The organism is Bacillus sp. FG16, from assembly GCF_057809515.1.
The window spans coordinates 20,474-45,052 of the sequence record NZ_JBMDKC010000009.1 but is presented as its reverse complement, the minus strand read 5'-3'; the positions used below and the strand labels follow the sequence as shown (position 1 = coordinate 45,052).

The following is a 24,579-nucleotide window of genomic DNA, read 5'->3' as shown; positions in this document are numbered from 1 at the left end:
CGGTCTTATTTTTCTTATATTTAAAATAGTCAGACAAACGAAAGCGTACCTATTCCTTCATTTTTATATCAACTGTTACAAAATATATCTTTACCTTACACTAATAACAGCTAAACGTTGCCTTAATATAACCCTTTACAGTCGTTTACACATTCAATTCACATCCTTTTTAAAGTTGGCTTTTTTCTATCTCAAATACTATCACACAAATATTTCACCTACTATATTCATAAAGTTGAAATATTTGAATCAGAAAATTCGGATAAAAAACCAAATCCACAAATCATAACAAACTATTATTTAGTTATATTTTCATTTTATAGATAGCTTTAACCATAAGGGTATTAAGAATTAAGTTTTTTAATTTTATTAACATAATAGTTTAAAGAGACCGTAAATCCAACTAAACAAAAAAAATATACAATAAAGTATATTTTTTCTAATCCTACATATTTTCTATGCAAATTAATTCCAATAACTAAAGTTGATAATAAAAATATAATATTACCAATCACTAATGTACTCATAACAAGAATTGAATAATATAGTATTAATACTTCTGCACCTACTACCTATTTTATTTATTGGATATTTATACTTCAAAAAAAATTACACATCATTCACAATTAAGATACATACCCAAAATATGATTTGAACGTTTTATTATATTTTAAGATAATATAAAATCAGTTTTTCTATAAGAGAACTTAATTTTTATGTAGTACGAAACTGTTAGTAATACAGTATATACTAATTTAGTTATAAAAACATTTAAAGACCACCTATTTCCATAAGTGATCTTTCTTTGTGATTCTGTATTTGTGCACTACTGTAGAAATATATCGTAGAAACGCTTTGTTTGCTAAATGTTTAGTTCTTTCTATTTACTAAAAAACATAGCTTCATACAATTAATATCATATTCGTTAAATTGCAAACTATTATTTTGTCTTCTGTACAGGCAAACTACTAAAAATTAATTCAGCAACTTTTACATATCCTTTTGAGTTTGGATGAATTAAATCCTTAGACCAAAGCGTATTGTCATTAACTAAATGATGATTCCAAAAATCAACATGATGAAGCTTATACTCTCTGCTCAGTGAATATATAACTTCATTTGCCTCTAATAATTGTTCTTTTATTACTTGTTTTTTTTCAGAAGCAAAAGGAAGCCTAACTGTAAAATCTGGAAGGTTTGCTATAATAATATCAGCCCCTGCTTTACTTAATGTATTTATCATAAATTCCATATCGTTCTTATATGCATCATGATTCCAACGTCCTTTTAAAACATCGTTTGCCCCTGCAATGAGACTAACCAAATCTGGATTAAAAGTTAACGCCTTTTCCAATTGCTGCGAGCGAATTTCTTTAGTTACTAACCCACGCTTTGCAAAATTGGCATATTCTATATCGTTTTCACACAGTTGAACAAAATGATCTACCCAGCTTTTTAATGCAATTCCCTCAACTTCATCCCCTATCCCCTCTGTAAAACTATCGCCAATTGCTACAAATCGCTTCCACATATGTATTCCCCCTTTATTTTTAACCATATCTATACTATACAATAGCTCACACCGTAATTGTTATTTCTAAGTGGTTTTCGATTTCAATTATATTCCACTTTACTATATTTACATTTAGAATCCAAAATTGACCGATTCCTAAGTATACTTAGGAATCGGTCATATTCATATATTTACTATAGAAATACAATCTATCTAGTAATTATACTTTTTTCAAAAAATTTGTTGTTCTTTGTTTTGCCCAGTTGATACATTTCTTTTCGATTAAATGATATGAAACTATAGAAAAAAGTAGTGTCATTGTAATGCACAAAGTAAGAAGGACAAAGATAGGTATCTTTGTATACAAAAGTTTAAATAATAACATCATGATTGGAAAATGACACAAATAGATACTATATGAAATTTCTCCTAAATATACAAATACACTCTTATTTAAAAATGCTTTTACTTTTAGGTTACTCATAGCCATTATAATAAATATACTAACCCCCATTACGACACCCCAATCTTTTAATAAGAAAGTTGTATCATTACGGGAAAAACCATAAATTAAAATGGAATATAAATAAAGAATAACCCCTAATGTAATAAGAAATCCTTTTTTAAATTTTTTCATATTCCTATATGAGTAGCTAAGTTTTTCCTGATACTTAAAAAGTAACATTCCAACCATAAACATAGATGTAAAATGCAGTGTATCAGCATAACCATTATAAAATCCTTCAGCTTTCCCAATATGCAACAGATTAAGAACAACACTAATTAATGAAAAGCTCAAAGCAAATAGTATCGTTTTCTTCCAATTCAGTTTATAAAAAAGAAGGAATAACAAAGGAAACACAATAGATATACGCATTTCTTGAGCCAATGACCAAATAACTGGATTATAATTTTCCGTAAAAAAGTTATTAAGAAGCACAAAGTGGTTTAGAATATCTAATTTTGTTATAGACCCTTGCCACCTATCATAGAACCAATCCCGTAATCCTACCACTTCATACGACGAAAATAAAATAAATAAAACAAAGGTAACGATTATCCAAAAATAATAAGGAATATAGATTCTTACAAATCTCTTAATTAAATATCCCCAATAATTTGTTTTCGAATGATAAAGTGCCATAGATAACACAAAACCACTTAGTACATAAAAAACGATAACAGCTTCCCCACCCGCCCATAAAAACCTAAGCGGGGAAAATTTAATAGAATTAGGCAACGATGGTAGCATTAAACAAAAATGTCCAAATACCACAGTAAGTGCCGCTAACCCTCGTATGGAATCTAATTCTTTTATTCTCTTACTCATAAAATGTTCTCCTTGTAAATTGTAAATTTTGCTGTTCATAAAGGCCACTATAAGAATGTAGTGGGTGGATTGTACATATTGTTTCTTTAAATTCCTAATATAAGCAGTACAAAGTTAATTTGACCTCCATTTCTTTATATACATAATTTAAAACAAAATATTTAATACAAAGAAAAGATTTTATTAAATTTTTATAAAGTGAAACTTTAATCAGCCCTCGCCAATCGGGCGTTTACGGGCAGCAGGGCCCCCACCTAACTTCCTTGCTTCCGCTGAATTTTGAGATGGGGGTCTTACTGCCCGGCAAATAGCGGGATACAATCTAATTACAGAAATACGTACCAGATATTAATTTTTTATTGTCAATTGATGGAATAGTGGGTGTTTTTTCATCATGTAACTTTATTAAACTAACCTTGCACCCGAACCCTTTAAATCGAAAAATTCATAATAAACGCCATCCTTTCTGTATATTTCTACAAAAAGAATAGCGTTTTAGGGATATTTGGATATAAATTTATTTTAGCTTGATAGAAATACAAAATGTTCCGAAGAACCAAATTTCAAAAGTAATACACTCTTTCATTCCAAACTATGCACATAAGAACCTATAAGACTTTGAAACCTTTTGTTTCAGACTAATATTTAGTTGTATCCTATAAAATTAGCTTTTTACTATATCAATCGCACTATCCCACATACCACTAAAAAAAGATCCTGTTTTACGTATAAAACGTGTAAACCAATTTGCTTGTTCCACATCAGATTTTGTTACAAGATCTATTTGTAACGATTTACCTGATAAGAACCCAGGATCTGTATTATCTTTAGGCGAGATAATCATTTCACTAATTGTTACACCTTTTTTCATAGGCGCTTCTTGTTTTTTATTCAATACTTTAAATTCTTTTTTATAAATGTCTTTATTGCCCTTCGGTATTGGAAGTGAAACAGCTTGCTTCGTTTGAACTACTACATCTTTGTCTTTTGCATTTGCTACTCGCACTGTTTCATGCCCTTTTACTACTGAATCTTTTCTGTAGACATTCTTCACTTCAAAATTCGCAAATCCATAATCGTATAATTTCTTTGTTTCATCAAAACGTGCCGTATGAGATTTTGCTTTTATCACTACAGAAATTAGGCGCATACCATTTCTTTCTACTGTACCAGTGAAACAATCTCCCGCTTCTGGAGTCGTTCCTGTTTTCAAACCATCTACACCTTCATATTGCTTAATTAAACCTTTTAACATCCAGTTAAAGTTCGCCATATCAATTGGATATTTACCACCCTCTTGGAATGTTTTTTTAGGAATTTTTGCTGTATTTAATATTTGGGGGAAATCTTGAATAAGACGTTGCGCTAAAATTGCACAATCCCTTGCAGACATTTTATTTTTCTCGTCTAGAGTTGTCCCTTCTGGATGATATCCTTTTAAATCGTGATTTGTTAAGCCTGTAGAGTTTACAAATTTATAATCTTTCATTCCAAACTCTTTCGACTTATCGTTCATCATTTTTACAAAGTTGACTTCTTTACCAGCAATCTCTTCAACTAAAGCAATTGTTGCACCGTTTGCAGAGTAAATTGCCATTGCCTCATATAACTCTTTTACTGTATAAGAGCCACCATTTTCTAATGGAACGTTTGATAATGAACGATCTTGCGAAATCTTATGTGCATATTCAGAGATTTTAACTTTTTGATCCCATTTAAGTTTTCCTTTATCCACCGCTTCATGAACTAAGTATTCGCTCATCATTTTTGTCATACTAGCAATTGCCAATGATTCATCTGCATTTTTTTCATATAAAATTTTCCCGGAATTTGCTTCTATTAAAATTGCTGATCCTGCTTCAACCTCTATAGCAGAAACTGTTTCCGCCGCTGCTCTTCCAAATGTAACGAACATGCTACAAAATAGTGTAAGCACTGTTACTATTGCAATAAATCTCTTGCAAAGCATACCTTTCACTTCTGTTACCTCCAATATCTTTGTACTCAAAAAAGCGTTATTCTAACATAATCTCAAAAAAACAGACAGTGTTCTCAAATTGTATATACATATAAGACATTAGAATCGCTTTCATATAGACCATCTCATCCGACACTTTTAGATGCCCTGATACTTTGTATTCCCACACATATCCCTATTTTTAATCCCCTTATATTTTTCAAAATGATTCGCACTTTCATATTTTTTAGGATTACAATTAATAGACAATCTAGATACTACATTTGTTCCATATTTACAAAAAATAAAGTGAAACTTTAATCAGTTGGGGTCTTACTGCCCGTTAATGCTTTATTAGCTATCAAGGATTTTAATTACTCAATTCAGCTATTTGCTAGACTTATATTAGAGATGAATTTTCTTTAGTCTAAACTATTAGTTTTTTGTAATAAAAAAACTACACCCTATACTGGATGTAGTTTTTCTAACTGATTTATTTATTTTTCACTTCATTTTTATAAAAAGCAAATAATGGTTCGATGGATGGACTAGATAACAGCGGAATTGCCTTCTCAATCAATTTCCTATCCCAATCAAACCAACGCATTTCCATTAACATGTTTATTTCTGTATCAGTGAATCGTTTCTTTATTTCCTTAGCAGGATTTCCACCAACTATTGTATACGGCGGAACATCTTTACTTACGACAGATCCTGCAGCAACAATTGCCCCTTCACCAATAGTAACGCCAGGCATTATTATAGCATTCATTCCAATCCAAGCATCACTTTTTATGACTGTATCACCCTTAGGTTCATATGATTGTTCAATTTGCTCAGCGAATGGATATACTGTAATCCATTCTGAGTGATGATTATGGTTACCACCCATTAAAATGACTACTCCACTTGCAATGCAAACATAATTCCCAATAATGAGTTTATCAAGATGCCATCCCATCTGTTCAATTGGATTGAAAAGTGCTTGAGACTTAGCATCCCCCCACAAATACCTTACACAGCCATCTTCAAAATTTTGATGACTATAATAGCCTGAATAATAGGAGTACTCTCCCACTTCAATGAGTGGATTTGTTACTATATCTTTTATATACTTTGTTTCTGACCAATGATTAAATAATGGATACTTCATAACTTTATTCCTCGCTTCTAAGTATTATATATTTTGCTATTTACTTAGAAGCTTACTACGACAGCTACATTTTTTAGCTTTCTCAAACGACGAATCATTATCTTCAAGCCTTTCTTTTATACTAAAAAAAGCATAACGCAATACATTACACTAGTCAAATTGTGTAATTTTGAACACATCTTAAACAACTTAATACTGCAATAAGAACATGAAAACACTCTAACTTTGATCCAAATAATATATTGATTACATTTAGTTTATATTTTGTAAAAAAATTTTAATTGCCATGACAAAGCAAACAATAACCACTATTGGTCGTATTAATGCCGTCCCTTTTGTAAGCACCATCTTCGCCCCAATGTATGATCCTATAATTTGACCAAGCATCATAATCAATCCAATTGTCCAATCGATTTGGCCAAAAATAATAAAATACAACAAAGCAGCGAAATTACTTGTAAAATTCAAAATCTTAGCATTTGCAGTTGCCCGTGTAGCACTATATCCACATAAGAGAATGAACGCTAAAGCAATCAAGCTACCTGTTCCAGGGCCGAAGAAACCATCATAAAATCCAAGTAACGGAGCCACTGTTAACGCAAACAACAACATACTTATTTTTCTCGGTCGATCTTCATTTGCTATATTTGGAGATAATAGAAAATAAAGACCAATAATAATAAGTAAAAAAGGTAATATCATGATTAGATATTCTGCCCGTATCTGTAAAACAAGCCATCCACCGAAAACGGATCCCAAAAAGGTCATTAAGATGGACAAACGCATATCTTTGAGATTAATTTCTTTCTTCTTAATAAAAATCATTGTTGCCATGAGGGTTCCGCTACTCCCTTGTAGTTTATTAGTTGCTATCGCTACAGAAGGAGACATACCTACTAATAACATTATCGGGATAGTTATCATACCACCGCCCCCAGCAATTGTATCTATCCATCCTGCTAATACAGCTACTAAAAATAGTAGTATAAGTAATTCAATAGTAAAATCCATACAAAGAATAGGGGCAGGCTTGAGCTATTATAACTCAAACCTCCCCATCGCCCCTCCTCTCTTTAAACTAGTTAATGATATCTGTAAAGTAACTTTCTTTCTGATCACGTAATCGGCTGGAAACGTACTGCCTGCAAACAATTCTTCTTCCGTACTTATTATCTCCAATCGGGATTTTATATTCTTTCTCAGATAACCTTTCCCTACCATGAGTTACATTTGTTTGTTTACCATAGTATGAATTTGGGATAATTAATAAATCTTCAGATGTAAGTGGAACCTTATAAGTAGGCGTTGTTCGTAAGAGTTCTAAAAACATGTCAAATTTCAATTTTTCTTCTTCACTTTCTCCCACATAAATCAATCTATTTTCTGCTCCATTCAAACAAGTTGCAATAATATCGCCATTATCATCCAAAAATATGATTTGGTTTATTTCCCCTACAAATCCAGATATTTCACCATCCGCCATTCCTGCGATATGAGCAATAGGCATTTTACTTATCGCCAATATGTCATCTTTACTGAAGTGATTTTCTTCAAGATGCTTTTGAAGTAATTTTGGCGTTCCAATATGAGTTTGAGTTTTTAAATTTAACACTCCTTTTAATAAAAGAGCATCAACTCTAGTAAATTTTCCACAAGTAATTTCAGACACTATTCGTTCCACGGATTTATTAAGTCTATTTGATACAATTTCTAAATTCGTATTGAATGTTTTCAATCTTGCTTCAATATCTGATTGGTCTTTCATATCTGTATACACTGTGGCATCGTTATGTTGATAAAAGTTCCCGCCACCGGTGCTTGCACCAACATTTCGCAAAACTTCATCGTTGTTTAAAGGTGAAATAAGATGAAATCTATTTTTCCCTGCATGTTCGGATGGGTGAATTAAAGCATCATAATTAAAAAGTGTGGCAAAAAGCCATGTGACCCATTCTGCATAAAAATATTTTTTCATTCTATCGTGTTCGTCTTCACCATAATTAAAACCTTTGCGATTTTCCCCAGGTAATAGGGTTTCCATAGGATCACATGGAATATTTTTAATAAGAGTAGGTGGTACGTTCCCACCACAATTCGCTACTTTTATCATATGTAGTAGTTTTTTCATGTCTGAATTCGAAGTTTTCTTTGAATAATCAATCAAACAATTAAGCCACTCTCTTGAAAAGCTTGCAGCTATTTCTTGTTCACAAGTATAAGGATTATGAGTTTTTAATTCATGGTCTATTAGATTCTTCATTTTATCCTTCAATACATTAGGAATGCTAATTTCTTCGATTTCTGTAATCTGCAGTGTTCCTTTATTCATTATAAAACCTCCGTTGTTTTATTTTTTCACACCATATCTTCTATTAAATGAACTACCTACTTCTTTTTTGCTCCTTTGCTTTTCTTCAAAGCTATTAGAACTACCAATTTACAGATAAAAAACGTGGAGTATAAGAGATTTCTTCTTAGTCACATTTCCCCCACGAATCTCCGTTAAATTGGCAAATTTAATTTGAAAATCTGATTCATTTTCATACTTTACTTTCAAACTATGTTTATATGATTTTCAATTCAAGTAAGAGTATTTCATTTTCTAAAGTTTTCCTGGGTTTAAAATCAGAATTTTCAATATAAATATGTTAACACTAAAAATATAACACGAAACCAAAAAATGTAAATCAATAGTTTTTTTATAAAAAATAGTCAGACTATTTATAAGGTAATTCGTATTTCATTGAACCAACTACGGCCTCTCAATTTTATTGATAACAATAAAAAGGTCCCCTAAATGGTGATAGAGGACCTTTTTCCAAGTATATTCTATTTTAAATTTCTTACTTACCTTTTATTTTAAAAGATATTGCTGTAACTTCTTTATTAACAGTTCCATCCCGTTTGGACTTACAATAATCTTCCCATTCGCTAACGAAATATTGCTGTCTGAAATACCCCCTGTAAGTGCACAAGCTCTTGGTGATTGATATTTTCGTAAAATAATCTGGTCCTCTTCTATAAACATTTCAAGAGAATCTTTTTCTACAATTCCTAAACTCCGTCTTATTTCCATTGGAATAACAATACGCCCCATGCTATCTGCTCTACGAGTACTCCCTCTTGTTTTCATAAAATGCCACCCTTTATTTTTATCTAATATTACGGTACTTATTTTAGCAATAAACAACAATTAGGAATAGTTCGTATTACAGCACTTTTTTTAGGAATAAATACCAATTAGGAATAACTTATGTTAGAATTATTTCTTGTTTATTCTTGTTTTTAATATATTTATCCTTGATCATTTATATATATTGTTTTCTTTCTGTTAATTCAAATATAAATAATGCCTTTTTTATGTATGTTAAACCAACTTCATTAGAGTGCTGAACTTTTAATAAAATTGCACCTTTTTCAAAGAATAATTCACCTAATAAGTATAAAGTATTCATATTTATGGCTAATTTTATACCTATTTCACTATACTTTATTGCTTCTTCATATTGATTTGCAAGGTGTAAACATTTTGTTAACGTATGAATGAGTCTTAATTTGATTTCTTTTTCTCTAGGGAATTCTATCTTATTAAAATTAATTAAACTTTGTTTTAATATATTTATGCTTTTCTCATAGTCTTCATTTTCTGCATGTATTATAGCAATTGAATTCATTATGCTTATTTCTTTTTCTGATAAAAAGTTACTACTACTTAAGGTTTGTTTTAGTGCTCTATTTAAAATGTCAAAAGCATTAATTGTTGCTCCATTTACATAATATATAGCAATCGCTTCATGCCATAATAGAAATTGTTTATCTTCTTTTGATTGGAAATTATTTTCGTTTTTCTCTTTTTTCACTATTTCGTAAAGCTCATTATATTGTTTTTGTTTCACACAATCTCTCATTACATATTTTACATTTTCAATATATTTTATTTTTTTGTTTTTGGTTAGTGCAAATATATAATTTGGATCAATACCAAGTCTTTCAGATAATTGATACAACAATATGCTAGATGGATAAATAATACCTTTTTCTATCTTACTAATTTGGCTTTTTGAACATATTCCATGACATAATTCAGATTGTGACATATTTTTTTTCTTTCTAAGTTCTTTAATAATAATACCAAGATTGTAGAATTCCATCTTTCCTCCCTCAAATGTAACACTTTATGAGTATAAGAATATTTTCCAACTTTTAATGTAATGTAAAATTAGTATAGTTATAATTACTATTTATATGGATTTATAGTTTTTTACAAACTTGTATCACAATACGAGAAATTATTACAATAAGATTCACTAATAATCAATGGGCGTTTTATTCATCATCACTGATTATTAGTCCACTCCAAGCAGGCTTTTACAGGCAGTCCGATTTCTTTGCCACAGCTACATTTTTGAGGTGGGAATCTTACTGCCCGCAAATAGCGAAATTAAAAGAACTAAATATGATTTTTCACCTTTATTTCTTTTAATAGTTTCTTTTGATTTTTATATAAATAATTTCGAAGGAGCGTATTTTATGAAAAGAATGTTGACCGAAAGAGAGTTAGAAGTGGCTATTTATGTAGCAAAAGGATTTACAGATGCAGAAATTTCAAAAAAAATATATGTTACCCCTAGAAGGATTTCAACGATAATTAATCATATTAAAGCAAAATGGCATATTAATTCTAGAGTGGAATTAGGTATTTTAGTTTACCATTATGGTTTTATAGATGCACCCTTATTTTCAAATAAAGAAAATCATTTATTCGAAAAGGTTGCACAATAATTGGCCAAGTATAATGTGTTTCAGTTACAAATAAAAACAGAAAAGCCGCTGAACTTTTATTATTTAAGGTAATTCTGTATTTTGAAGGTGATGGACATGTACGGATTGCTAAAAGAAAAAATATAGATTGTATTTAGATATTTTAGTAAGAATGATTGTACCAGAAACTTTTAAAATCCCAATAATAGAGGACTCTTTGGATGTTTTATTGAAGGGCTTCGAACGACTTTTAAAAGGTAAAAACATACCTTTAGACAATGTTTCTTCTGCAACAGCAAGTATAGCTTTTAATGTAGAAAGTCCATCCATTTTGATTAAGCTCTTTTCAAAAAGGGTGGGTTTCTTCAGTTTATAGGAAAGGTATACTTAACTCATAAAAATTACAATAAAATAGGTAAAAATGCCATCGCATCTTTACCTATCCTATAGATAAACAGGTTTTCATAAAAAATAGAAAACTCCACTGAACACTATAAATATATTATTTTAAATTAATTGGTTGTTGTTGAGTAATACAATGGATCATACCACCATTTTTATAAAGCTCTCTTACATCAACCCCCACAACTTTACGATCAGGATAAAGTTTTTGAATCATCTCATTTGCTATTTTATCATTAGGATCATTATAGTTAGGAACTAAGATAACTTGATTCGCTATATAATAATTAATATATGAACCTTTATAATCAAGTTGCTTTCCGTTTTCTAATGTAACATTATTCTTGCTTAGCGGCAGATATACATACTTGTACTTATTACCCTCAGCATCTTTTGCCTGCAACAACTTGTTAATATCTTTATCAGACGTTCCCCATTCAGCTAAATCTTTTTTGTTTAATGTTATAATAGTAGATTTATCGTGGAATTTTGCAAATCCATCAATATGAAAATCAGTAATATCTAAGTTAGGTACTCCATCTAACCAAATAAAATTTGTTACCCCAAGGTCACTAATATATTTTTCAATATCTTTTTCTGACAATTTAGCGTTTCTATTTTTATTCGTCACAGCACTTCTAGTTAGTAAAGCAGTTCCATTACCATCTAATTCAAATGCGCCACCTTCAAGAACAAATTTATTCCAATCAATTCTTTCAATACCTAACTGTTTGCTAAGATTATCACGAAGACGAGCATCTTTCTTATATGGTGTTTTCTTTCCCCATCCGTTAAATCCCGGGTCTAATATCTTTAGATTTTTGTCATTATCATAAACAAAAATTGGTCCAGTATCTCTTGTCCATACATCGTCAGTAGGTGCGATAAAGAAATCAATTTTCCCCATATTCACCCCGTGATCTATTAAAACTTCAGTAATTCTTTCTTTTTCTTCTTGATCATATGCAACAATATGAACTTTTTCACCTTTGCTTAAAGCATTTGTCATTTGAATCCAAATTGGCTCTACTTCTTGCTGATATTTTTGCCCATATGTAAATTCATGAGGCCATTGTAGCCATGTTCCTTCATGTTTGCTTTTTTCATCTGGCATTGTATACTTTCCTACTTGTTTTCGCACCTCTACTTTCTTCATATCTTTTCTTTGCGTTTTTTCAATTTCCTTCGCCTGAACTTTCTCAATCCCCTTACCTAGAGCATAACCACTGAAAATAGATGTGGTTAGTATCGCACTCATACACAAATTCGTTATTTTTTTCATTTCTCAACCTCCTTTTCTGTCTTACTGTAAACCTTTACATAGTGTGAAGGTCAAGCTTTTCTGTTTGAATTATTTAAATATTTTAAATGTGAAGTGCAATTTGACTCGAACCCAATACAAGACAAGTAAGAATCAACTCTTCCTACTATAATAATCATTTTTTCATAATATCTTACACTCGTTTCTCTTGTTATCCTTTTTATACCATGTACTGTATTATTTTTGAAAATAATACAGTACATGAAATTTCATACTAAATACATATATATTTATTCAGTTTATAATTAACTATTCAAAAGCAGTTACAATTCTCTCTTTCATTTTCTGTATTACTTCACTGCTCAATACTTTTTGACCAGCAGGAAGTTTTAATATGGCAGCGGCACCTTTACTAAGGTATATTTCTTGATCATTATTTTGATTTACTACCAATATTCCTTGCCCTTCAAATTCGAAATAACTAATATCTTTTGTTTCATTTGTATTATTCTTTATTGCTGTATATAATCCATATAAATCTTTACTTCTATTTTCTCCGCCCGTTCGAATCGGTTCAATATCATTCGCAACAATCATTCCTTCTGGCTGCTCACCCTTCATAATAAACCACAACTTTTCATTTGTTGATAATAGTAAATGCTTAAATTCAGAGCTATTTAAAATTTGCTGTGCTGGAATTGTTTCATAGATTGGTAACGAAAATGGAGATGTTGTTATTTTTTCAAAGCTTAAATTTTCAGAAGAACTTCCCTTACTATATTGATAATCTTTTAATGCGATCGATTGTACCGATTCACTTTTATTTTTTGATGCATAACTAATTTTACTAGCGAAAATAATAACGGTCATTAAACACATGCACGGTATCACAAGCTTAAGTAGTTTTCCCATTTATGAACCCCCGCTTTTAATATTATTAGTTTGCATGGATATTATAAACAGTTTCACTCCACCAAAAATTATTATTGTTATGGAACGTACTGAAATTATGATTATAATGATCACCATACCAAGGGTCCATGTACGTTATATAATCTGTTCCATTTGTCCCTTTATAAAATCCATCAAGTACTAGAAAGTGTCCGATGTTAGCTCCATTTTGCCACATAATGAGTGCAATCATCGGCTGATTACTATTAATTTGACTTTTGAACCACTCATACGATTTTGCTCCAGAACTTATAGCTGAGCTAACACCATATCCCGATAATCCATATTGTATTTCACGTGAAGTTGCAGGATTATTATATGATCCACCCTTAACATACCTAACGTACTGATCTTGTGAAGGAGTTTTCCCAAAATAATTTAAAACTGAGACCGAAGTGCCTGCCCAACACCAATTTGATCTTTCTTGTAATATGTTAGGTACAGATAATTTACGGTCTATTGGTGTACTTGGAGGATTTCCATTAATATACGCTGACGTTACATATACTTTTTTTCCATCTTTAAAATAGTAAAACCAACGATTGTCTAAATTTCCTGTCCAGTAATCTTTAACCGCTTCACCATACTCCCATCCTTTAAAAGATACTTTTGTATTTCCGGGAATCACATCTACAATATTTGCATTCAAACTTTTCGCCTCTCTAACATTTACATTCAATGGAGCTGTTGTCCCTGAAAATTCAACTTCTTCTGCTATTATTTTCTGAACACCAATAAAACTAAATGTGAAGAACAATAAAAACATACAAACAATAAAATGATTTCTTCCCTTCATTTCTCCACCCCTTCATCAGTACTAAAAAACATCAACAATTCATCCTTATTAATTGTTCAAGCTTAATATTACATACTAACGAAAAATGACTTCTCATAAAATGAAACTTTAATCAGTAGTGGTTTTATGCATCACCCACTGTTTATTAGTTAAACCAATCGGGCTGCTCGGCAAATAGCGGGATAAATTCCAATACAAAAAAGGAGCCTATAAATTTTTATAGGCTCCTTTTTATTTCGTCGTTATTACTTAGCTAATTCTTTCGTACCATTCATTACATCAATGAAGAATCCCCAGTTATTCACTACAGAAGAGATACTGATATGTTCATCTGGAGTGTGGACGTTGAAAATGTCTGGTCCGAATGAAATTGCATCTAATTCAGGCATCTTTTGAACGAATGCGCTACACTCAATCCCCGCATGTACAGCGAATATTTCAATTTCTTTATTGTATTTTTCTTGATGTACTTTTTCAAATAAATTACGAATTTGTGAGTTTGGATTGTATGGCCATTCTGGATACTCTGACTCTATTTCAAATGTAGCACCAACTAATTCAGCAATATATTTGATTTCTTCTGCAACATGTTGTTTTAAACTACTTACAGAACTTCGCACTTCGTTACGTAATTTAATTTCATCTTGCAACGTTTCAATAACGCCTAAATTTGTTGAGCTTTCTACAAGACCTTTAATATCCATGCTCATACTTTGAATGCCATTCGGAATTAAGAATAATGATGAAATAAGCTGCTTTTGTGTCTCTTTAGCAAATACTTTTTCAACTTTTTCATCCAATTTTGTCAGTGTAACATGAACATCTGGATCAACAGCACGCATTTCTTCTTGTAATACACGTGTCCATGATTCTAGTTTTTCTTCTACTTGTCCTACATCTTCTGTACGAATTAAAATTGTAGCTACACTTTCACGCGGAATTGCATTCGTTTTTAATCCGCCGTGAACTTCACTTATGTTAAACTCCGTATGTGCTGATAAGTCACGTAATACTCGTCCTAATACTTTGTTCGCATTACCGCGTTGTTTATCAATTTCCATACCAGAATGTCCGCCTTTTAGACCGCCAACATATAGACGGTATGCATCCATATTCGCTGGCGTTTCATCCCAAATTACGGGGATTGTTTCAACAGCTTTCGCACCACCTGCACTACTTACAAGTAATTTATGATCTTCTTCAGAATCAATATTTATAAATATCTTTCCTTCAAAATGATTTGGATCAATAGCAAAAGCCCCGCCCATTGTCGTTTCTTCTTCAGTAGTGATAACGACTTCAAGTGCTGGATGCGTAATTTCTTTTGAATCTAATAAAGCTAATGCATACGCAACTGCAATACCATTATCAGCACCTAAAGTTGTTTGATTTGCATATAACATATCCCCAATGATTCGTAATTCAATTGGATCTTTTTCAAAATCATGTACTGTTGCTTGATTTTTTTCGCAAACCATATCCATATGACCTTGAATAATAATAGCTGGTACATTTTCATAACCAGCTGTTGCTTCTTTTTTAATAATGACATTTAATGCTTCATCTTGAATGACTTCTAAGTTACGCTCTTTTGCAAAGCCCACTAAATAATCACTAATTTCCTTTTCATTACCTGATCCTCTAGGAATCTTTGAAATTTCTGCAAAATGATAAAATACAGGGTGCTTTGTTAATTGTTCTAAAGTAGAATACATTTTTCAAGCTCCTCTCAAAATGAAAAAATAGTATGTAAGTCTTTTATCATTATACCATGATTCATTATTTTACCTTTCTTTTAACTTTTATTGTTCATTTTATGTACAACACTCTTACAACATTGTAAGGGTATTGTAATCTATATCGATTTTTCTCATTTAATAATAGCCGTATACTTTTTAAAGAAACACATTAAAGGAGATAAAGAAAATGAAAAAGTTTTTAGCAATTATTACACTATGTTTATTATTTTCTAGTTTTACTATTGGCTGTGAGAGAGCGTCACTAAATAGAATTGGTAAAGATGTATATTACATGCAGATAAAAGGAGAAGGAACTATCGAAAAAGTAGATGGTAGAAACTTACGAAACTATACGCTGCCCGCATATGATAAAGATGGCGTCAAAAAACAAATTACATTTAGAAGTACAAAAAAAGAAAACAATCATAAATTAAATGAAGACGCGTTTTTACGCCTTTATGTAGATCAAGATGATAATAATAAAAATGAAATATCATCAATTGAAGTAAAGTCCTATGAAGAGATTCAGAAAGCAGATTTGCCTGAAAAAATAAGAGAAAAGTTTACTATTAAATAAAAAAACAAAAGAAAATGCTCTATGCATTTTCTTTTGTTTTTTTCACATGTATATATTTTGAACTGCTATTATTCATCAGTTTCTCCAACCGATTTATATTCTCCGTTAATGCACCTTTCACAAGAGAGAAATCTGTATTTGATTCTTCTTTTTTTTCTTTAAAAAACGAAGACTTTTGTACATTGACTTCAGCCATCTCTTCTCCCCCTTTTCAAAAAGATACAACCTTTTATTTATATTATATAGCAAATATAGAAAGAGTGTACACTTATGATTTTCTTTTTAATTCTTCTTCTAATTCTTCTACTTGCTGCAACGTATCACCTTTTATTAAAGAGAAATCGGTTGTATCTTCGTTATCTTCTTTAAAAAAATCATTGTCATAATCTTTTACCACTACAATCACCTCTACATGCTAGTGTAGGAATGATTGTCCAATTTTATTCAACTTTGTCGGATTTTGTTTTTAATTTATGTATAGAAGAAAAGGACAGAATAAGATTCTGTCCTTATTTACTAAAATAACTATGATGTATTGTTAAATTATATACATTTTCAAAATCTCGATCTTGCAGGTTATTTTTCTTTCCATCAATAATAATGAAAACGTCACTTACTATTTTTGCTGGTATAATCCCGACATTTTCTACTTGCACCGCTTTCTGCTCATTCAATTGCTCGATATGTTCTAACGGAACGATAATACTAAATTGCGAGCGAATACCCCGAAAGTTTGTATTTAATTCTTTCGCGGCTTCAAAAACAACAATTTTCGCACCAATCTTTTCCCCATATGAATCTAAAAATGCATTTAAGCTCTTTGTATATTCCTCTTCTGTATGCCATTCCATCGTACCGAATACTGATGGGTTAACATTTTGAATAATTGTCGTGTATATTTCTCCTCTCGCTTTAGATGCAATTAATGATCGTTTTATTGATTGAACTGTCTTGCCAATATCGGTAAATTTCGCACCCCATATTTCTGAAATATTAGGTGTTAAAATGAACGCAATATCAACAAAAATAACCATTGCAGTAAACATCAAAAGATTTTTCCAGAGGGTTAAATCGATTCCTTTTATCATGAAATACACAGTGACAGATATGATAAACAAACCATACCAAGTCTTTCTAATACGTTGCTTCTTCTCCTCGTACAACTCTTCATTTTTCCAATAAAAGAAAACAAGGACTACAAAGACAATCACTAAAACAAATAAGCCAATTCGAATGTTAGAGATCATTAATCACATCACCCTCCATTCAAAAACTACTCACGATATCATTACATGCGCAAGCTGCTCTCTTTATGACAAAAGACGTGGACAAGCTTCTAAATTTAGCTACATCGCATATATATTAGAAGGTGCCACGTCTTTTATCCTGCTATTTGTGGGCAATAAGACCCCCACTGATTAAAGTTTTACTTTACCATGAGTCTACATTGTATATGTAGACAAGCATCCATTTCAAATTTTCGTATTAAAAAGAAATATGTTTCGGAATTTCCCCTTCAGGTACTTCTCCATCCATACTTAAATAATAATGACGAATCGGACGTAAATCTTCATCTAATTCATAAACAAGCGGAATGCTAGTTGGAATATTTAATGAAACTACACCATCACTTGAAAGGTTATCTAAGTATTTTACTAGCGAGCGAATTGTGTTACCGTGTGATGAAATAATTACTTTATTACCACTTTTTAATGTCGGCGCAATTTCTGAATGCCAATAAGCAAGTACTCTCTTCTCCGTATCCTCTAAACATTCAGTTAATGGGAATTCACCTTTTTTGAGTGTTTTATATCTTGGATCATTCGCTTCATATCGAGAATCGTCTTCAGTAAGAGCCGGTGGTCTTACATCAACACTTCTTCTCCAAATATGAACTTGCTCCTCACCATATTTTTGAGCAGTTTCATCTTTATTCAACCCCTGCAATGCACCATAATGCCTTTCATTTAGCTTCCAAGATTTATGTATTGGGACCCAAGTAAGATCCATCTCATGAAGTACAATCCATAACGTCCGAATTGCGCGTTTTAATACAGATGTATAAGCCACATCAAAAGTATATCCGTTTTTCTTTAATATTGCTCCTGCTTCTCTCGCTTCACTTAATCCGTTCTCTGATAAATCAACATCTGTCCATCCAGTAAAGCGATTTTCAAGATTCCATAAACTTTGTCCGTGACGAATAAGTACAAGTTTTATCATTATAATTCCCCTTTCGGAAATGTGAATTTTATTGTTCCATTGCGTACACGTATAAAGTATCTAGTAATGTATCTTTTTATCCATTCACTCTATGACCAAACGATAGTTGCCAAATGTATGGATAAAATTTGTTCTTTTTCAAACGATAAAAACAGAAGTTTTTTCATTATTTTTGATCGACTGGTATTTCCCGTTTTGATACCCAAGCATCAAAACCTGATCGGCTATTTGCCATTTCATTCATAACTTGGTGCCAATTGTCCTCACATGATTCACCAAATTTTGAAAAAATAGCACCCATTTGTTGTCTTTGTACATCACTCAGTTTTTGCTCTAAATCTGCACCTTTTTCTGTTAAAGACAACTGTTTTACACGTCGATCATGCATAGCCTCATTACTCTCAATTAAGCCCTTTTCCACAAGTTGACGTAACGGTCCGTGAAGAGCTTGTTTACTTATTTCTAATAGTGATAATAACTCATTTACACTTATCCCTGGAAAACGTGCGATAAAAAATAAAATTCGATGATGTACTCGTTGAATGCCATATTCTTTTATAATTTCATCTGGCTTTTCAGTAAATGTTTTATATGCAAAATAAAATAATGCTAATGCCTCATTCATCTGTTCTTCTTTATGTTGTGTCATCTACTTTCCCCCTGTATGTAAATTATACCACAATCTAGTAATGAATATTTTAATCAACGCATTAGAACTTGTTCAGTCTATTGAAACATTCATTGCATAATTAGGAGCTGATTCATTTGAAAAAACAATACACTGTAAGTACATATTTATTGGATAGACTACACGAATTAGGAATTGAACATATATTTGGGGTTCCTGGTGATTATAATCTTGCCTTTTTAGATGATGTGGTAGCACATGAAAATTTAAAGTGGATTGGCAATTGTAATGAATTAAATGCTGCATATGCAGCAGATGGGTACGCTCGCATAAAAGGAATCGCTGCTCTTATTACTACTTTCGGTGTTGGAGAATTAAGCGCTATTAACGGTATTGCTGGCTCATATGCGGAAAACGTGCCAGTTATAAAAATCACGGGTACGCCACCAACAAAAGTAATGGAAAATGGAGCAATCGTCCATCATACGTTAGGAGATGGAAAGTTCGATCACTTTTCCAATATGTATCGAGAAATCACTGTGGCACAAACAAATGTAACACCTGAGCATGCTGCTGAGGAAATTGACCGTGTTTTACGCGCATGTTGGAATGAAAAACGCCCGGTTCATATTAATTTGCCGATTGATGTATATAATAAACCAATTAATAAACCTACAGAACCAATTTTATATAAACCGATTTTAAGTAATAAAGAAGCGTTGGATAAAATGCTTCTACATGCCACTTCAATAATAAATAACGCCAAAAAACCTGTAATTTTAGCTGATTTTGAAGTAGATCGATTTCACGCTAAAGAAAATTTACATCAATTCGTAGAAAAAACTGGGTTTCCCATCGCGACGTTAAGTATGGGAAAAGGAATATTCCCAGAAAAACACCCTCAATTTATAGGGATTTATACTGGTGATGTAAGTTCTCCGTACTTGAGAAAAAGAATTGATGAATCTGATTGTATTATTAGTATTGGTGTGAAGTTAACTGATACTATTACAGGCGGCTTCACACAAGGTTTTACAAAAGAACAAGTTATAGAAATCCATCCCTACACTGTGAAAATTATAGATAAAAAATACGGTCCAGTTGTAATGCAGGATGTTTTACAACATTTAAGTGATTCAATTGAGCATGGTAATAAAGATACCCTTGACGTTAAGCCATTTATTTTAGAATCATCACCTTTTACTGAAGAGTTCATTCCAAAAGCACAAATGGTCACACAAAAACGTTTTTGGCAGCAAATGTACCATTTCTTACAAGAAAACGACGTCTTAATTGTAGAGCAAGGAACACCTTTCTTTGGTAGTGCTGCTATCCCTCTACCTAATAACACTGCATATGTAGGACAACCGTTATGGGGATCTATCGGATATACACTGCCCGCTCTACTTGGTACACAGCTCGCCAATTTATCACGGCGCAACATTTTAATTATTGGTGATGGTTCTTTCCAAGTAACTGCCCAAGAGTTATCAACTATACTACGTCAAAATTTAAAACCGATTATATTTTTAATCAATAACAACGGATACACTGTTGAACGTGCCATTCACGGCCAAAACCAACCTTATAATGATATACAAATGTGGGATTACAATAAACTATCAATGGTATTTGGGTCAGAAGAAAAAAGCCTAACATTTAAAGTAGAAAATGAAGCAGAATTAGCAGAAGTCTTAACAAATATAACTTTTAATAAGAATCAACTTATCTTTATTGAAGTTATAATGAGCCAAAGCGATCAACCTGAATTGTTAGCTAAACTCGGGAAAAGATTCGGTCAGCAAAATTCTTAATATAGAAGCATAACCTAATTATACAATTAGTAGTGTAAAACTTGTTTTGAGAATAGTTTCGACACTCAAAATACATAAGGAAAAGGATGGAAAGCGCCATCCTTTTCTATTTTAAGAGCATTCTTCGACTAACGCCCCGTATGACAAGCAAAAATTCTTAATTCATCTTTAACTTTATAGCTTTTGTCGCAATAAATGTTTTAATATGCTTATCTAATATCCTTGTCCCACCAAAATCATCCTCATAAAAACCTGTTATAGCAAAACCAGCTTCAATTTGGCCTTGGATTTGGTCTTCTAAAGTATGCGCATATTCTATTGTTTGATTTGAATCGATGTAATCTTGAACTTCATCCTCTGGTAAATAATCCAATGTTGATGAAGGAATTGAATGTTTAACATCAAGAATACCTTTTTGTTCTTGGTTATCATCAAAGATCCATAGTAACGGATTTGTAAATCCAGCAATAAGAATACCTTTATTCTTTAAAACCCTAGAAACTTCATTCCATACAAGATGAACATCTTTTACAAACAAATTAGAGACAGGATTTACAACAATATCAAAATAATCATCCTCAAAATCACCAAGGTCTGACATATCTCCTTGTACGGTTTTTAAAGACAAACCATCCCTTTTTGCTACCTTTTCATCTTGTTCCAATTGCTTCTTAGATATATCAGTTACTGTTACATCTGCTCCAGCAGCAGCTAGAACAGGTGCTTGTTGTCCACCACCTGATGCTAAGCAAAGTATCTTTAATCCATCTAATGACTTTGGAAACCACTCTCTAGGAACTGATTTTTCCGTAGTGACTGTAATCTCCCATTCACCTGATTTGCTTTTCTCAACAATCTCGCTACTTACAGGCTGCGTGTATCTAGAACCTTCTTCAACCTTCTTATCCCATGCATTGCTGTTTTGTTGTGTAGTATCCATCGCGATTAGTCCTCCTAACGATCTAGTTGCATTCAATGTGTAAGCTTAATGCTTTCCTTTTTCTATTAACCTGCCTGATAGTTCATACATAGTTGTCTATATTTATATTAACAGATAAATGCAAAAAAATTACCAAAGAATTCTAAAAAGACAAAGAATTACACATCTATTCCATTCATTTAAACTAATCGTAGAATTGGTAAGTTTTAAACAACTCACTTCCACATAAAAAAAGCATTCCAAATCTGTTAACAGTTGGAACGCTTTTTTATGTTATTTCATTTTTCAAGCTTTTAACTAAATCCTTTAAACAAATAAGCTATGATTTTTCTTTTTTATTCAGCAAGAGTTAACTGCCAAGATACACCATACTTATCATTTAACCAGCCAAACTTTTTACTAAACGGATAAGAACCTAAAGGCATGAGAATTGCTCCATCCTGCGCTAGTTTATGAAAGACCGTTTCAATTTCTTCTTCTGTCTCACAAGTTACATAAAGAGACATAGCTGGAGTGAATGTAAAATTATGATTTACATAACTATCAATACACATAAACTCTTGGCCATTTAGCGTAAAAGTTGCATGAATTACAGTTCCCTCTTTACCAGGTCCATTTTCATCGTAGCGAGAAATACTTACAATTTCCGATTGATCAAATAGCGACGTATAAAAATTCATTGCTTCTTCAGCTTTGCCTTCAAACATTAAAAACGTAGTAATTTTTTGATTTGTGTTACTCATATGGAGACAGCCCCTTGTTATATATTTATGTAAAACATAAGTCGGCCAAAAAACCGAACGTACATTCCTATAAGTGTATTGTCTATAAAAACGATGAGTTTGTCAATTATCTACTTTCTTATTTCTTCTTAAATAATGCTGTCCAAAGAAATGATTCTCCAAACATTTCTTTCGGTTGTTTTATTTGTTTCATCCTTCTAATCTCAATTACCTCAAATTCTTTAAATATCTCTCTTAACTTTTCTTCCGAGTATGCAAGACCACCTTGTAGACTCCATTCTCTATATACGTCCCAATCTGTTATTTCTGATCCATTTCGCTCATCTAAATCGCCTGCCGCAAAACATGTTAATCCGAAATAACCACCCGATTTTAATGAGTTTTTAATTAAATCCACATAATTTATTCTTCTATGCGGTGGAATGTGATGCAAACAACCCGAATCGTATACAAAATCAAATTCGTTTTGAACCTCTAAATTAAAAATCGAATCACAAATAAAATGAATTTCTACCTCTTTTGCCAATGCCCTTTCTTTAGCCCAATTAATGCCTTCTACAGATAAATCCACTGCTGTTACATCAAATCCTTGAGTCGCTAAATAAATGGCATTTCTACCTGGACCACATCCAAGTTCTAATACCTCCCCTTTTAAAACTCTCTCTTTTTGTATATACGAAACTAGATTCTCATCTGGAACATTTTCAAAAAACGGAACATCCTTTTCTCTATTCTCATAAAACTCATTCCAAAAGGGTTCAGCAGGTCTTAATAATGAATCAAGCATTTTTAAAATGTCTTCTTGTGTGTGTAACGTTTCAGTTTTCATTTTTACCCTCCATATTTTAATAGTCAGAAAATTATTATATATCTTTTTGAACTTTCAAACAAAGAAAAAACTCCTACTATTTGTATTGGCTTACTTATCCTATACTTTGAAAATGAATCTATTAATACAGCGATGAATTGGAGTTCTACCGACCCAATATTTTTTTTACTGATATTAACAGCTTGGACCTGTATTGGTGGCCTTATAGGAATGAATACGCCAACTACTGCGAAAACAACGCTTAGAAGTATAATTACAATCACACTTACATTGTTCTTACTTTTGTACTTAATATTAATAATGTGTTTTTAGTATCTTTAATCGCATCATAATTATTAAATTCATTTTTTTGATTTAAATAGAATAAAACTCAATATTCCGTTAATACTGTATATGACATTAGATTTTCTCCTTGTTCCCCCTTGGAGAACCGAGCAGTTAGCGTTTGCTAGCTGCTCTTTTATTTTCTGCAATTGGTTACACTTACCTGATGTTTTTAGCGTAATATTAAGTTAAGATATATAAGAATAAAATATATTTGGCTGTTATACTATTACCCTAGGAAACTAGGGTTTTAATTTCCATAAAATCAAATTTTTGTTAAAAACAATATACTTACCAAATATTGTTTTTGTTTAAAATAACTGCTCTAAATAAATTAGATGCATTTACCAGTATGTTTACCACAACATTCATGTTAAAATCCCTTGTGAGTACGACACAACTCGACCTTATGAAGCCTTACAGCCATTATAGTGGGGCTCTTTTTTTAATTGAATTAACACTTTTGTTTAATTTTCTAACTTTTCCCCACTTCACACCCTTAAATTCATATATAATAATTAATATAGTTGTAGCATTTTGTTATTAGGAGGTGTAATTATGTCATTTGCAGCATGGAGTGCAATTTTTATGACTTTGATTGGAGCAATGTCCGGAGCAATATTTGGTACAATCTCTTC

23 protein-coding genes are annotated in these 24,579 nt (G+C 31.7%); 3 read left to right on the top strand and 20 right to left on the bottom strand.

The features are described from left to right. Window positions 1-940: 940 nt before the first annotated feature. The 8 genes from ACODS7_RS05610 to ACODS7_RS05575 all read right to left on the bottom strand — a co-directional run bounded on the left by ACODS7_RS05610 (window position 941) and on the right by ACODS7_RS05575 (window position 10,104). Complete coding sequence (locus tag ACODS7_RS05610) at window positions 941-1,531, bottom strand: SGNH/GDSL hydrolase family protein (protein WP_029442326.1); 591 nt, start codon at window positions 1,529-1,531, stop codon at window positions 941-943. 202 nt (window positions 1,532-1,733) lie between these two features. Then, window positions 1,734-2,882, bottom strand: coding sequence for an acyltransferase family protein (locus tag ACODS7_RS05605; protein WP_088115302.1), 1,149 nt, complete (start codon window positions 2,880-2,882; stop codon window positions 1,734-1,736). 625 nt (window positions 2,883-3,507) lie between these two features. Then, window positions 3,508-4,821, bottom strand: coding sequence for a D-alanyl-D-alanine carboxypeptidase family protein (locus ACODS7_RS05600; protein WP_088115303.1), 1,314 nt, complete (start codon window positions 4,819-4,821; stop codon window positions 3,508-3,510). A 472-nt stretch (window positions 4,822-5,293) separates the two neighbouring features. Next, entirely contained in the window at window positions 5,294-5,953 is a 660-nt protein-coding gene (locus ACODS7_RS05595; RefSeq protein WP_000876934.1) for a CatB-related O-acetyltransferase, read from the bottom strand. Between the two features lie 252 nt (window positions 5,954-6,205). Further along, window positions 6,206-6,964, bottom strand: a complete 759-nt coding sequence (locus ACODS7_RS05590) for a TSUP family transporter (RefSeq protein WP_029442323.1) — start codon at window positions 6,962-6,964, stop codon at window positions 6,206-6,208. A 67-nt stretch (window positions 6,965-7,031) separates the two neighbouring features. Continuing rightward, window positions 7,032-8,282: a hypothetical protein gene (locus ACODS7_RS05585; RefSeq protein WP_029442322.1), complete on the bottom strand. Its 1,251-nt coding sequence runs from the start codon at window positions 8,280-8,282 to the stop codon at window positions 7,032-7,034. 525 nt (window positions 8,283-8,807) lie between these two features. Further along, window positions 8,808-9,086 (bottom strand): AbrB/MazE/SpoVT family DNA-binding domain-containing protein, encoded by a 279-nt coding sequence (locus ACODS7_RS05580; RefSeq protein ID WP_243168155.1) that lies wholly within the window; start codon window positions 9,084-9,086, stop codon window positions 8,808-8,810. Between the two features lie 175 nt (window positions 9,087-9,261). Beyond that, a complete protein-coding gene (locus ACODS7_RS05575; protein WP_243168156.1) occupies window positions 9,262-10,104 on the bottom strand; it encodes a helix-turn-helix domain-containing protein in 843 nt (280 codons plus the stop codon). A gap of 379 nt (window positions 10,105-10,483) precedes the next feature. Between ACODS7_RS05575 and ACODS7_RS05570 the strand changes: the two genes are divergently transcribed. Next, window positions 10,484-10,735, top strand: coding sequence for a response regulator transcription factor (locus ACODS7_RS05570; RefSeq protein ID WP_088115305.1), 252 nt, complete (start codon window positions 10,484-10,486; stop codon window positions 10,733-10,735). A gap of 481 nt (window positions 10,736-11,216) precedes the next feature. On the opposite strand, the gene ACODS7_RS05565 is transcribed toward ACODS7_RS05570, so the two are convergent. The 4 genes from ACODS7_RS05565 to pepD all read right to left on the bottom strand — a co-directional run bounded on the left by ACODS7_RS05565 (window position 11,217) and on the right by pepD (window position 15,839). Continuing rightward, window positions 11,217-12,398 carry an agmatine deiminase family protein gene (locus ACODS7_RS05565; protein WP_029442319.1) on the bottom strand — a complete coding sequence of 394 codons (1,182 nt, stop codon included), beginning with the start codon at window positions 12,396-12,398 and terminating at the stop codon, window positions 11,217-11,219. Between the two features lie 288 nt (window positions 12,399-12,686). Further along, the gene (locus ACODS7_RS05560) at window positions 12,687-13,289 is read right to left on the bottom strand and encodes a hypothetical protein (protein WP_029442318.1); all 603 of its coding nucleotides are present in this window, start codon (window positions 13,287-13,289) and stop codon (window positions 12,687-12,689) included. Window positions 13,290-13,314: 25 nt separating this feature from the next. Then, window positions 13,315-14,124 carry a C39 family peptidase gene (locus ACODS7_RS05555; protein ID WP_043938116.1) on the bottom strand — a complete coding sequence of 270 codons (810 nt, stop codon included), beginning with the start codon at window positions 14,122-14,124 and terminating at the stop codon, window positions 13,315-13,317. Window positions 14,125-14,369: 245 nt separating this feature from the next. Beyond that, the gene (pepD, locus tag ACODS7_RS05550) at window positions 14,370-15,839 is read right to left on the bottom strand and encodes a beta-Ala-His dipeptidase (RefSeq protein WP_029442316.1); all 1,470 of its coding nucleotides are present in this window, start codon (window positions 15,837-15,839) and stop codon (window positions 14,370-14,372) included. A gap of 211 nt (window positions 15,840-16,050) precedes the next feature. Here pepD and ACODS7_RS05545 point away from each other — a divergent pair, with 211 nt between their 5' ends. Further along, entirely contained in the window at window positions 16,051-16,440 is a 390-nt protein-coding gene (locus ACODS7_RS05545; protein WP_016081621.1) for a YxeA family protein, read from the top strand. A 19-nt stretch (window positions 16,441-16,459) separates the two neighbouring features. Here ACODS7_RS05545 and spoIISB read toward each other — a convergent pair whose 3' ends face one another. From spoIISB to ACODS7_RS05520, 5 genes are all read right to left on the bottom strand, one after another. Next, on the bottom strand, window positions 16,460-16,636 hold the full coding sequence (spoIISB, locus tag ACODS7_RS05540; protein ID WP_016081622.1) for a stage II sporulation protein SB: 177 nt from the start codon (window positions 16,634-16,636) through the stop codon (window positions 16,460-16,462). Between the two features lie 72 nt (window positions 16,637-16,708). After that, window positions 16,709-16,837: a hypothetical protein gene (locus tag ACODS7_RS05535; protein ID WP_000237818.1), complete on the bottom strand. Its 129-nt coding sequence runs from the start codon at window positions 16,835-16,837 to the stop codon at window positions 16,709-16,711. 112 nt (window positions 16,838-16,949) lie between these two features. After that, the gene (locus tag ACODS7_RS05530; RefSeq protein ID WP_029442315.1) at window positions 16,950-17,687 is read right to left on the bottom strand and encodes a type II toxin-antitoxin system SpoIISA family toxin; all 738 of its coding nucleotides are present in this window, start codon (window positions 17,685-17,687) and stop codon (window positions 16,950-16,952) included. A gap of 238 nt (window positions 17,688-17,925) precedes the next feature. Beyond that, window positions 17,926-18,663 carry a 2,3-diphosphoglycerate-dependent phosphoglycerate mutase gene (gene gpmA, locus ACODS7_RS05525; protein WP_016081624.1) on the bottom strand — a complete coding sequence of 246 codons (738 nt, stop codon included), beginning with the start codon at window positions 18,661-18,663 and terminating at the stop codon, window positions 17,926-17,928. A gap of 166 nt (window positions 18,664-18,829) precedes the next feature. Beyond that, a complete protein-coding gene (locus tag ACODS7_RS05520) occupies window positions 18,830-19,312 on the bottom strand; it encodes a MarR family winged helix-turn-helix transcriptional regulator (protein ID WP_029442314.1) in 483 nt (160 codons plus the stop codon). Between the two features lie 107 nt (window positions 19,313-19,419). On the opposite strand from ACODS7_RS05520, the gene ACODS7_RS05515 reads away from it, so the two are divergent. Next, entirely contained in the window at window positions 19,420-21,105 is a 1,686-nt protein-coding gene (locus tag ACODS7_RS05515) for an alpha-keto acid decarboxylase family protein (protein ID WP_080681770.1), read from the top strand. Window positions 21,106-21,262: 157 nt separating this feature from the next. Here the strand turns inward: ACODS7_RS05515 and ACODS7_RS05510 are convergent, their stop codons facing one another. The 3 genes from ACODS7_RS05510 to ACODS7_RS05500 all read right to left on the bottom strand — a co-directional run bounded on the left by ACODS7_RS05510 (window position 21,263) and on the right by ACODS7_RS05500 (window position 23,617). Continuing rightward, window positions 21,263-22,045: a class I SAM-dependent methyltransferase gene (locus tag ACODS7_RS05510; protein WP_029442312.1), complete on the bottom strand. Its 783-nt coding sequence runs from the start codon at window positions 22,043-22,045 to the stop codon at window positions 21,263-21,265. Window positions 22,046-22,380: 335 nt separating this feature from the next. Further along, window positions 22,381-22,788: a VOC family protein gene (locus tag ACODS7_RS05505; protein ID WP_000072495.1), complete on the bottom strand. Its 408-nt coding sequence runs from the start codon at window positions 22,786-22,788 to the stop codon at window positions 22,381-22,383. A gap of 118 nt (window positions 22,789-22,906) precedes the next feature. After that, window positions 22,907-23,617 carry a class I SAM-dependent methyltransferase gene (locus tag ACODS7_RS05500; protein WP_029442311.1) on the bottom strand — a complete coding sequence of 237 codons (711 nt, stop codon included), beginning with the start codon at window positions 23,615-23,617 and terminating at the stop codon, window positions 22,907-22,909. Between the last annotated feature and the right edge of the window lie 962 nt (window positions 23,618-24,579).

Excerpts from the sequence above, each read along its gene's own strand:
- ACODS7_RS05610 (WP_029442326.1), bottom strand. The coding sequence starts at position 1,531 with ATGTGGAAGCGATTTGTAGCAATTGGCGATAGTTTTACAGAGGGGATA.
- ACODS7_RS05605 (WP_088115302.1), bottom strand. The coding sequence starts at position 2,882 with ATGAACAGCAAAATTTACAATTTACAAGGAGAACATTTTATGAGTAAG.
- ACODS7_RS05595 (WP_000876934.1), bottom strand. The coding sequence starts at position 5,953 with ATGAAGTATCCATTATTTAATCATTGGTCAGAAACAAAGTATATAAAA.
- ACODS7_RS05590 (WP_029442323.1), bottom strand. The coding sequence starts at position 6,964 with ATGGATTTTACTATTGAATTACTTATACTACTATTTTTAGTAGCTGTA.
- ACODS7_RS05585 (WP_029442322.1), bottom strand. The coding sequence starts at position 8,282 with ATGAATAAAGGAACACTGCAGATTACAGAAATCGAAGAAATTAGCATT.
- ACODS7_RS05580 (WP_243168155.1), bottom strand. The coding sequence starts at position 9,086 with ATGAAAACAAGAGGGAGTACTCGTAGAGCAGATAGCATGGGGCGTATT.
- ACODS7_RS05575 (WP_243168156.1), bottom strand. The coding sequence starts at position 10,104 with ATGGAATTCTACAATCTTGGTATTATTATTAAAGAACTTAGAAAGAAA.
- ACODS7_RS05570 (WP_088115305.1), top strand. The coding sequence starts at position 10,484 with ATGAAAAGAATGTTGACCGAAAGAGAGTTAGAAGTGGCTATTTATGTA.
- ACODS7_RS05565 (WP_029442319.1), bottom strand. The coding sequence starts at position 12,398 with ATGAAAAAAATAACGAATTTGTGTATGAGTGCGATACTAACCACATCT.
- ACODS7_RS05560 (WP_029442318.1), bottom strand. The coding sequence starts at position 13,289 with ATGGGAAAACTACTTAAGCTTGTGATACCGTGCATGTGTTTAATGACC.
- ACODS7_RS05555 (WP_043938116.1), bottom strand. The coding sequence starts at position 14,124 with ATGAAGGGAAGAAATCATTTTATTGTTTGTATGTTTTTATTGTTCTTC.
- pepD (WP_029442316.1), bottom strand. The coding sequence starts at position 15,839 with ATGTATTCTACTTTAGAACAATTAACAAAGCACCCTGTATTTTATCAT.
- ACODS7_RS05545 (WP_016081621.1), top strand. The coding sequence starts at position 16,051 with ATGAAAAAGTTTTTAGCAATTATTACACTATGTTTATTATTTTCTAGT.
- spoIISB (WP_016081622.1), bottom strand. The coding sequence starts at position 16,636 with ATGGCTGAAGTCAATGTACAAAAGTCTTCGTTTTTTAAAGAAAAAAAA.
- ACODS7_RS05530 (WP_029442315.1), bottom strand. The coding sequence starts at position 17,687 with ATGATCTCTAACATTCGAATTGGCTTATTTGTTTTAGTGATTGTCTTT.
- gpmA (WP_016081624.1), bottom strand. The coding sequence starts at position 18,663 with ATGATAAAACTTGTACTTATTCGTCACGGACAAAGTTTATGGAATCTT.
- ACODS7_RS05520 (WP_029442314.1), bottom strand. The coding sequence starts at position 19,312 with ATGACACAACATAAAGAAGAACAGATGAATGAGGCATTAGCATTATTT.
- ACODS7_RS05510 (WP_029442312.1), bottom strand. The coding sequence starts at position 22,045 with ATGGATACTACACAACAAAACAGCAATGCATGGGATAAGAAGGTTGAA.
- ACODS7_RS05505 (WP_000072495.1), bottom strand. The coding sequence starts at position 22,788 with ATGAGTAACACAAATCAAAAAATTACTACGTTTTTAATGTTTGAAGGC.
- ACODS7_RS05500 (WP_029442311.1), bottom strand. The coding sequence starts at position 23,617 with ATGAAAACTGAAACGTTACACACACAAGAAGACATTTTAAAAATGCTT.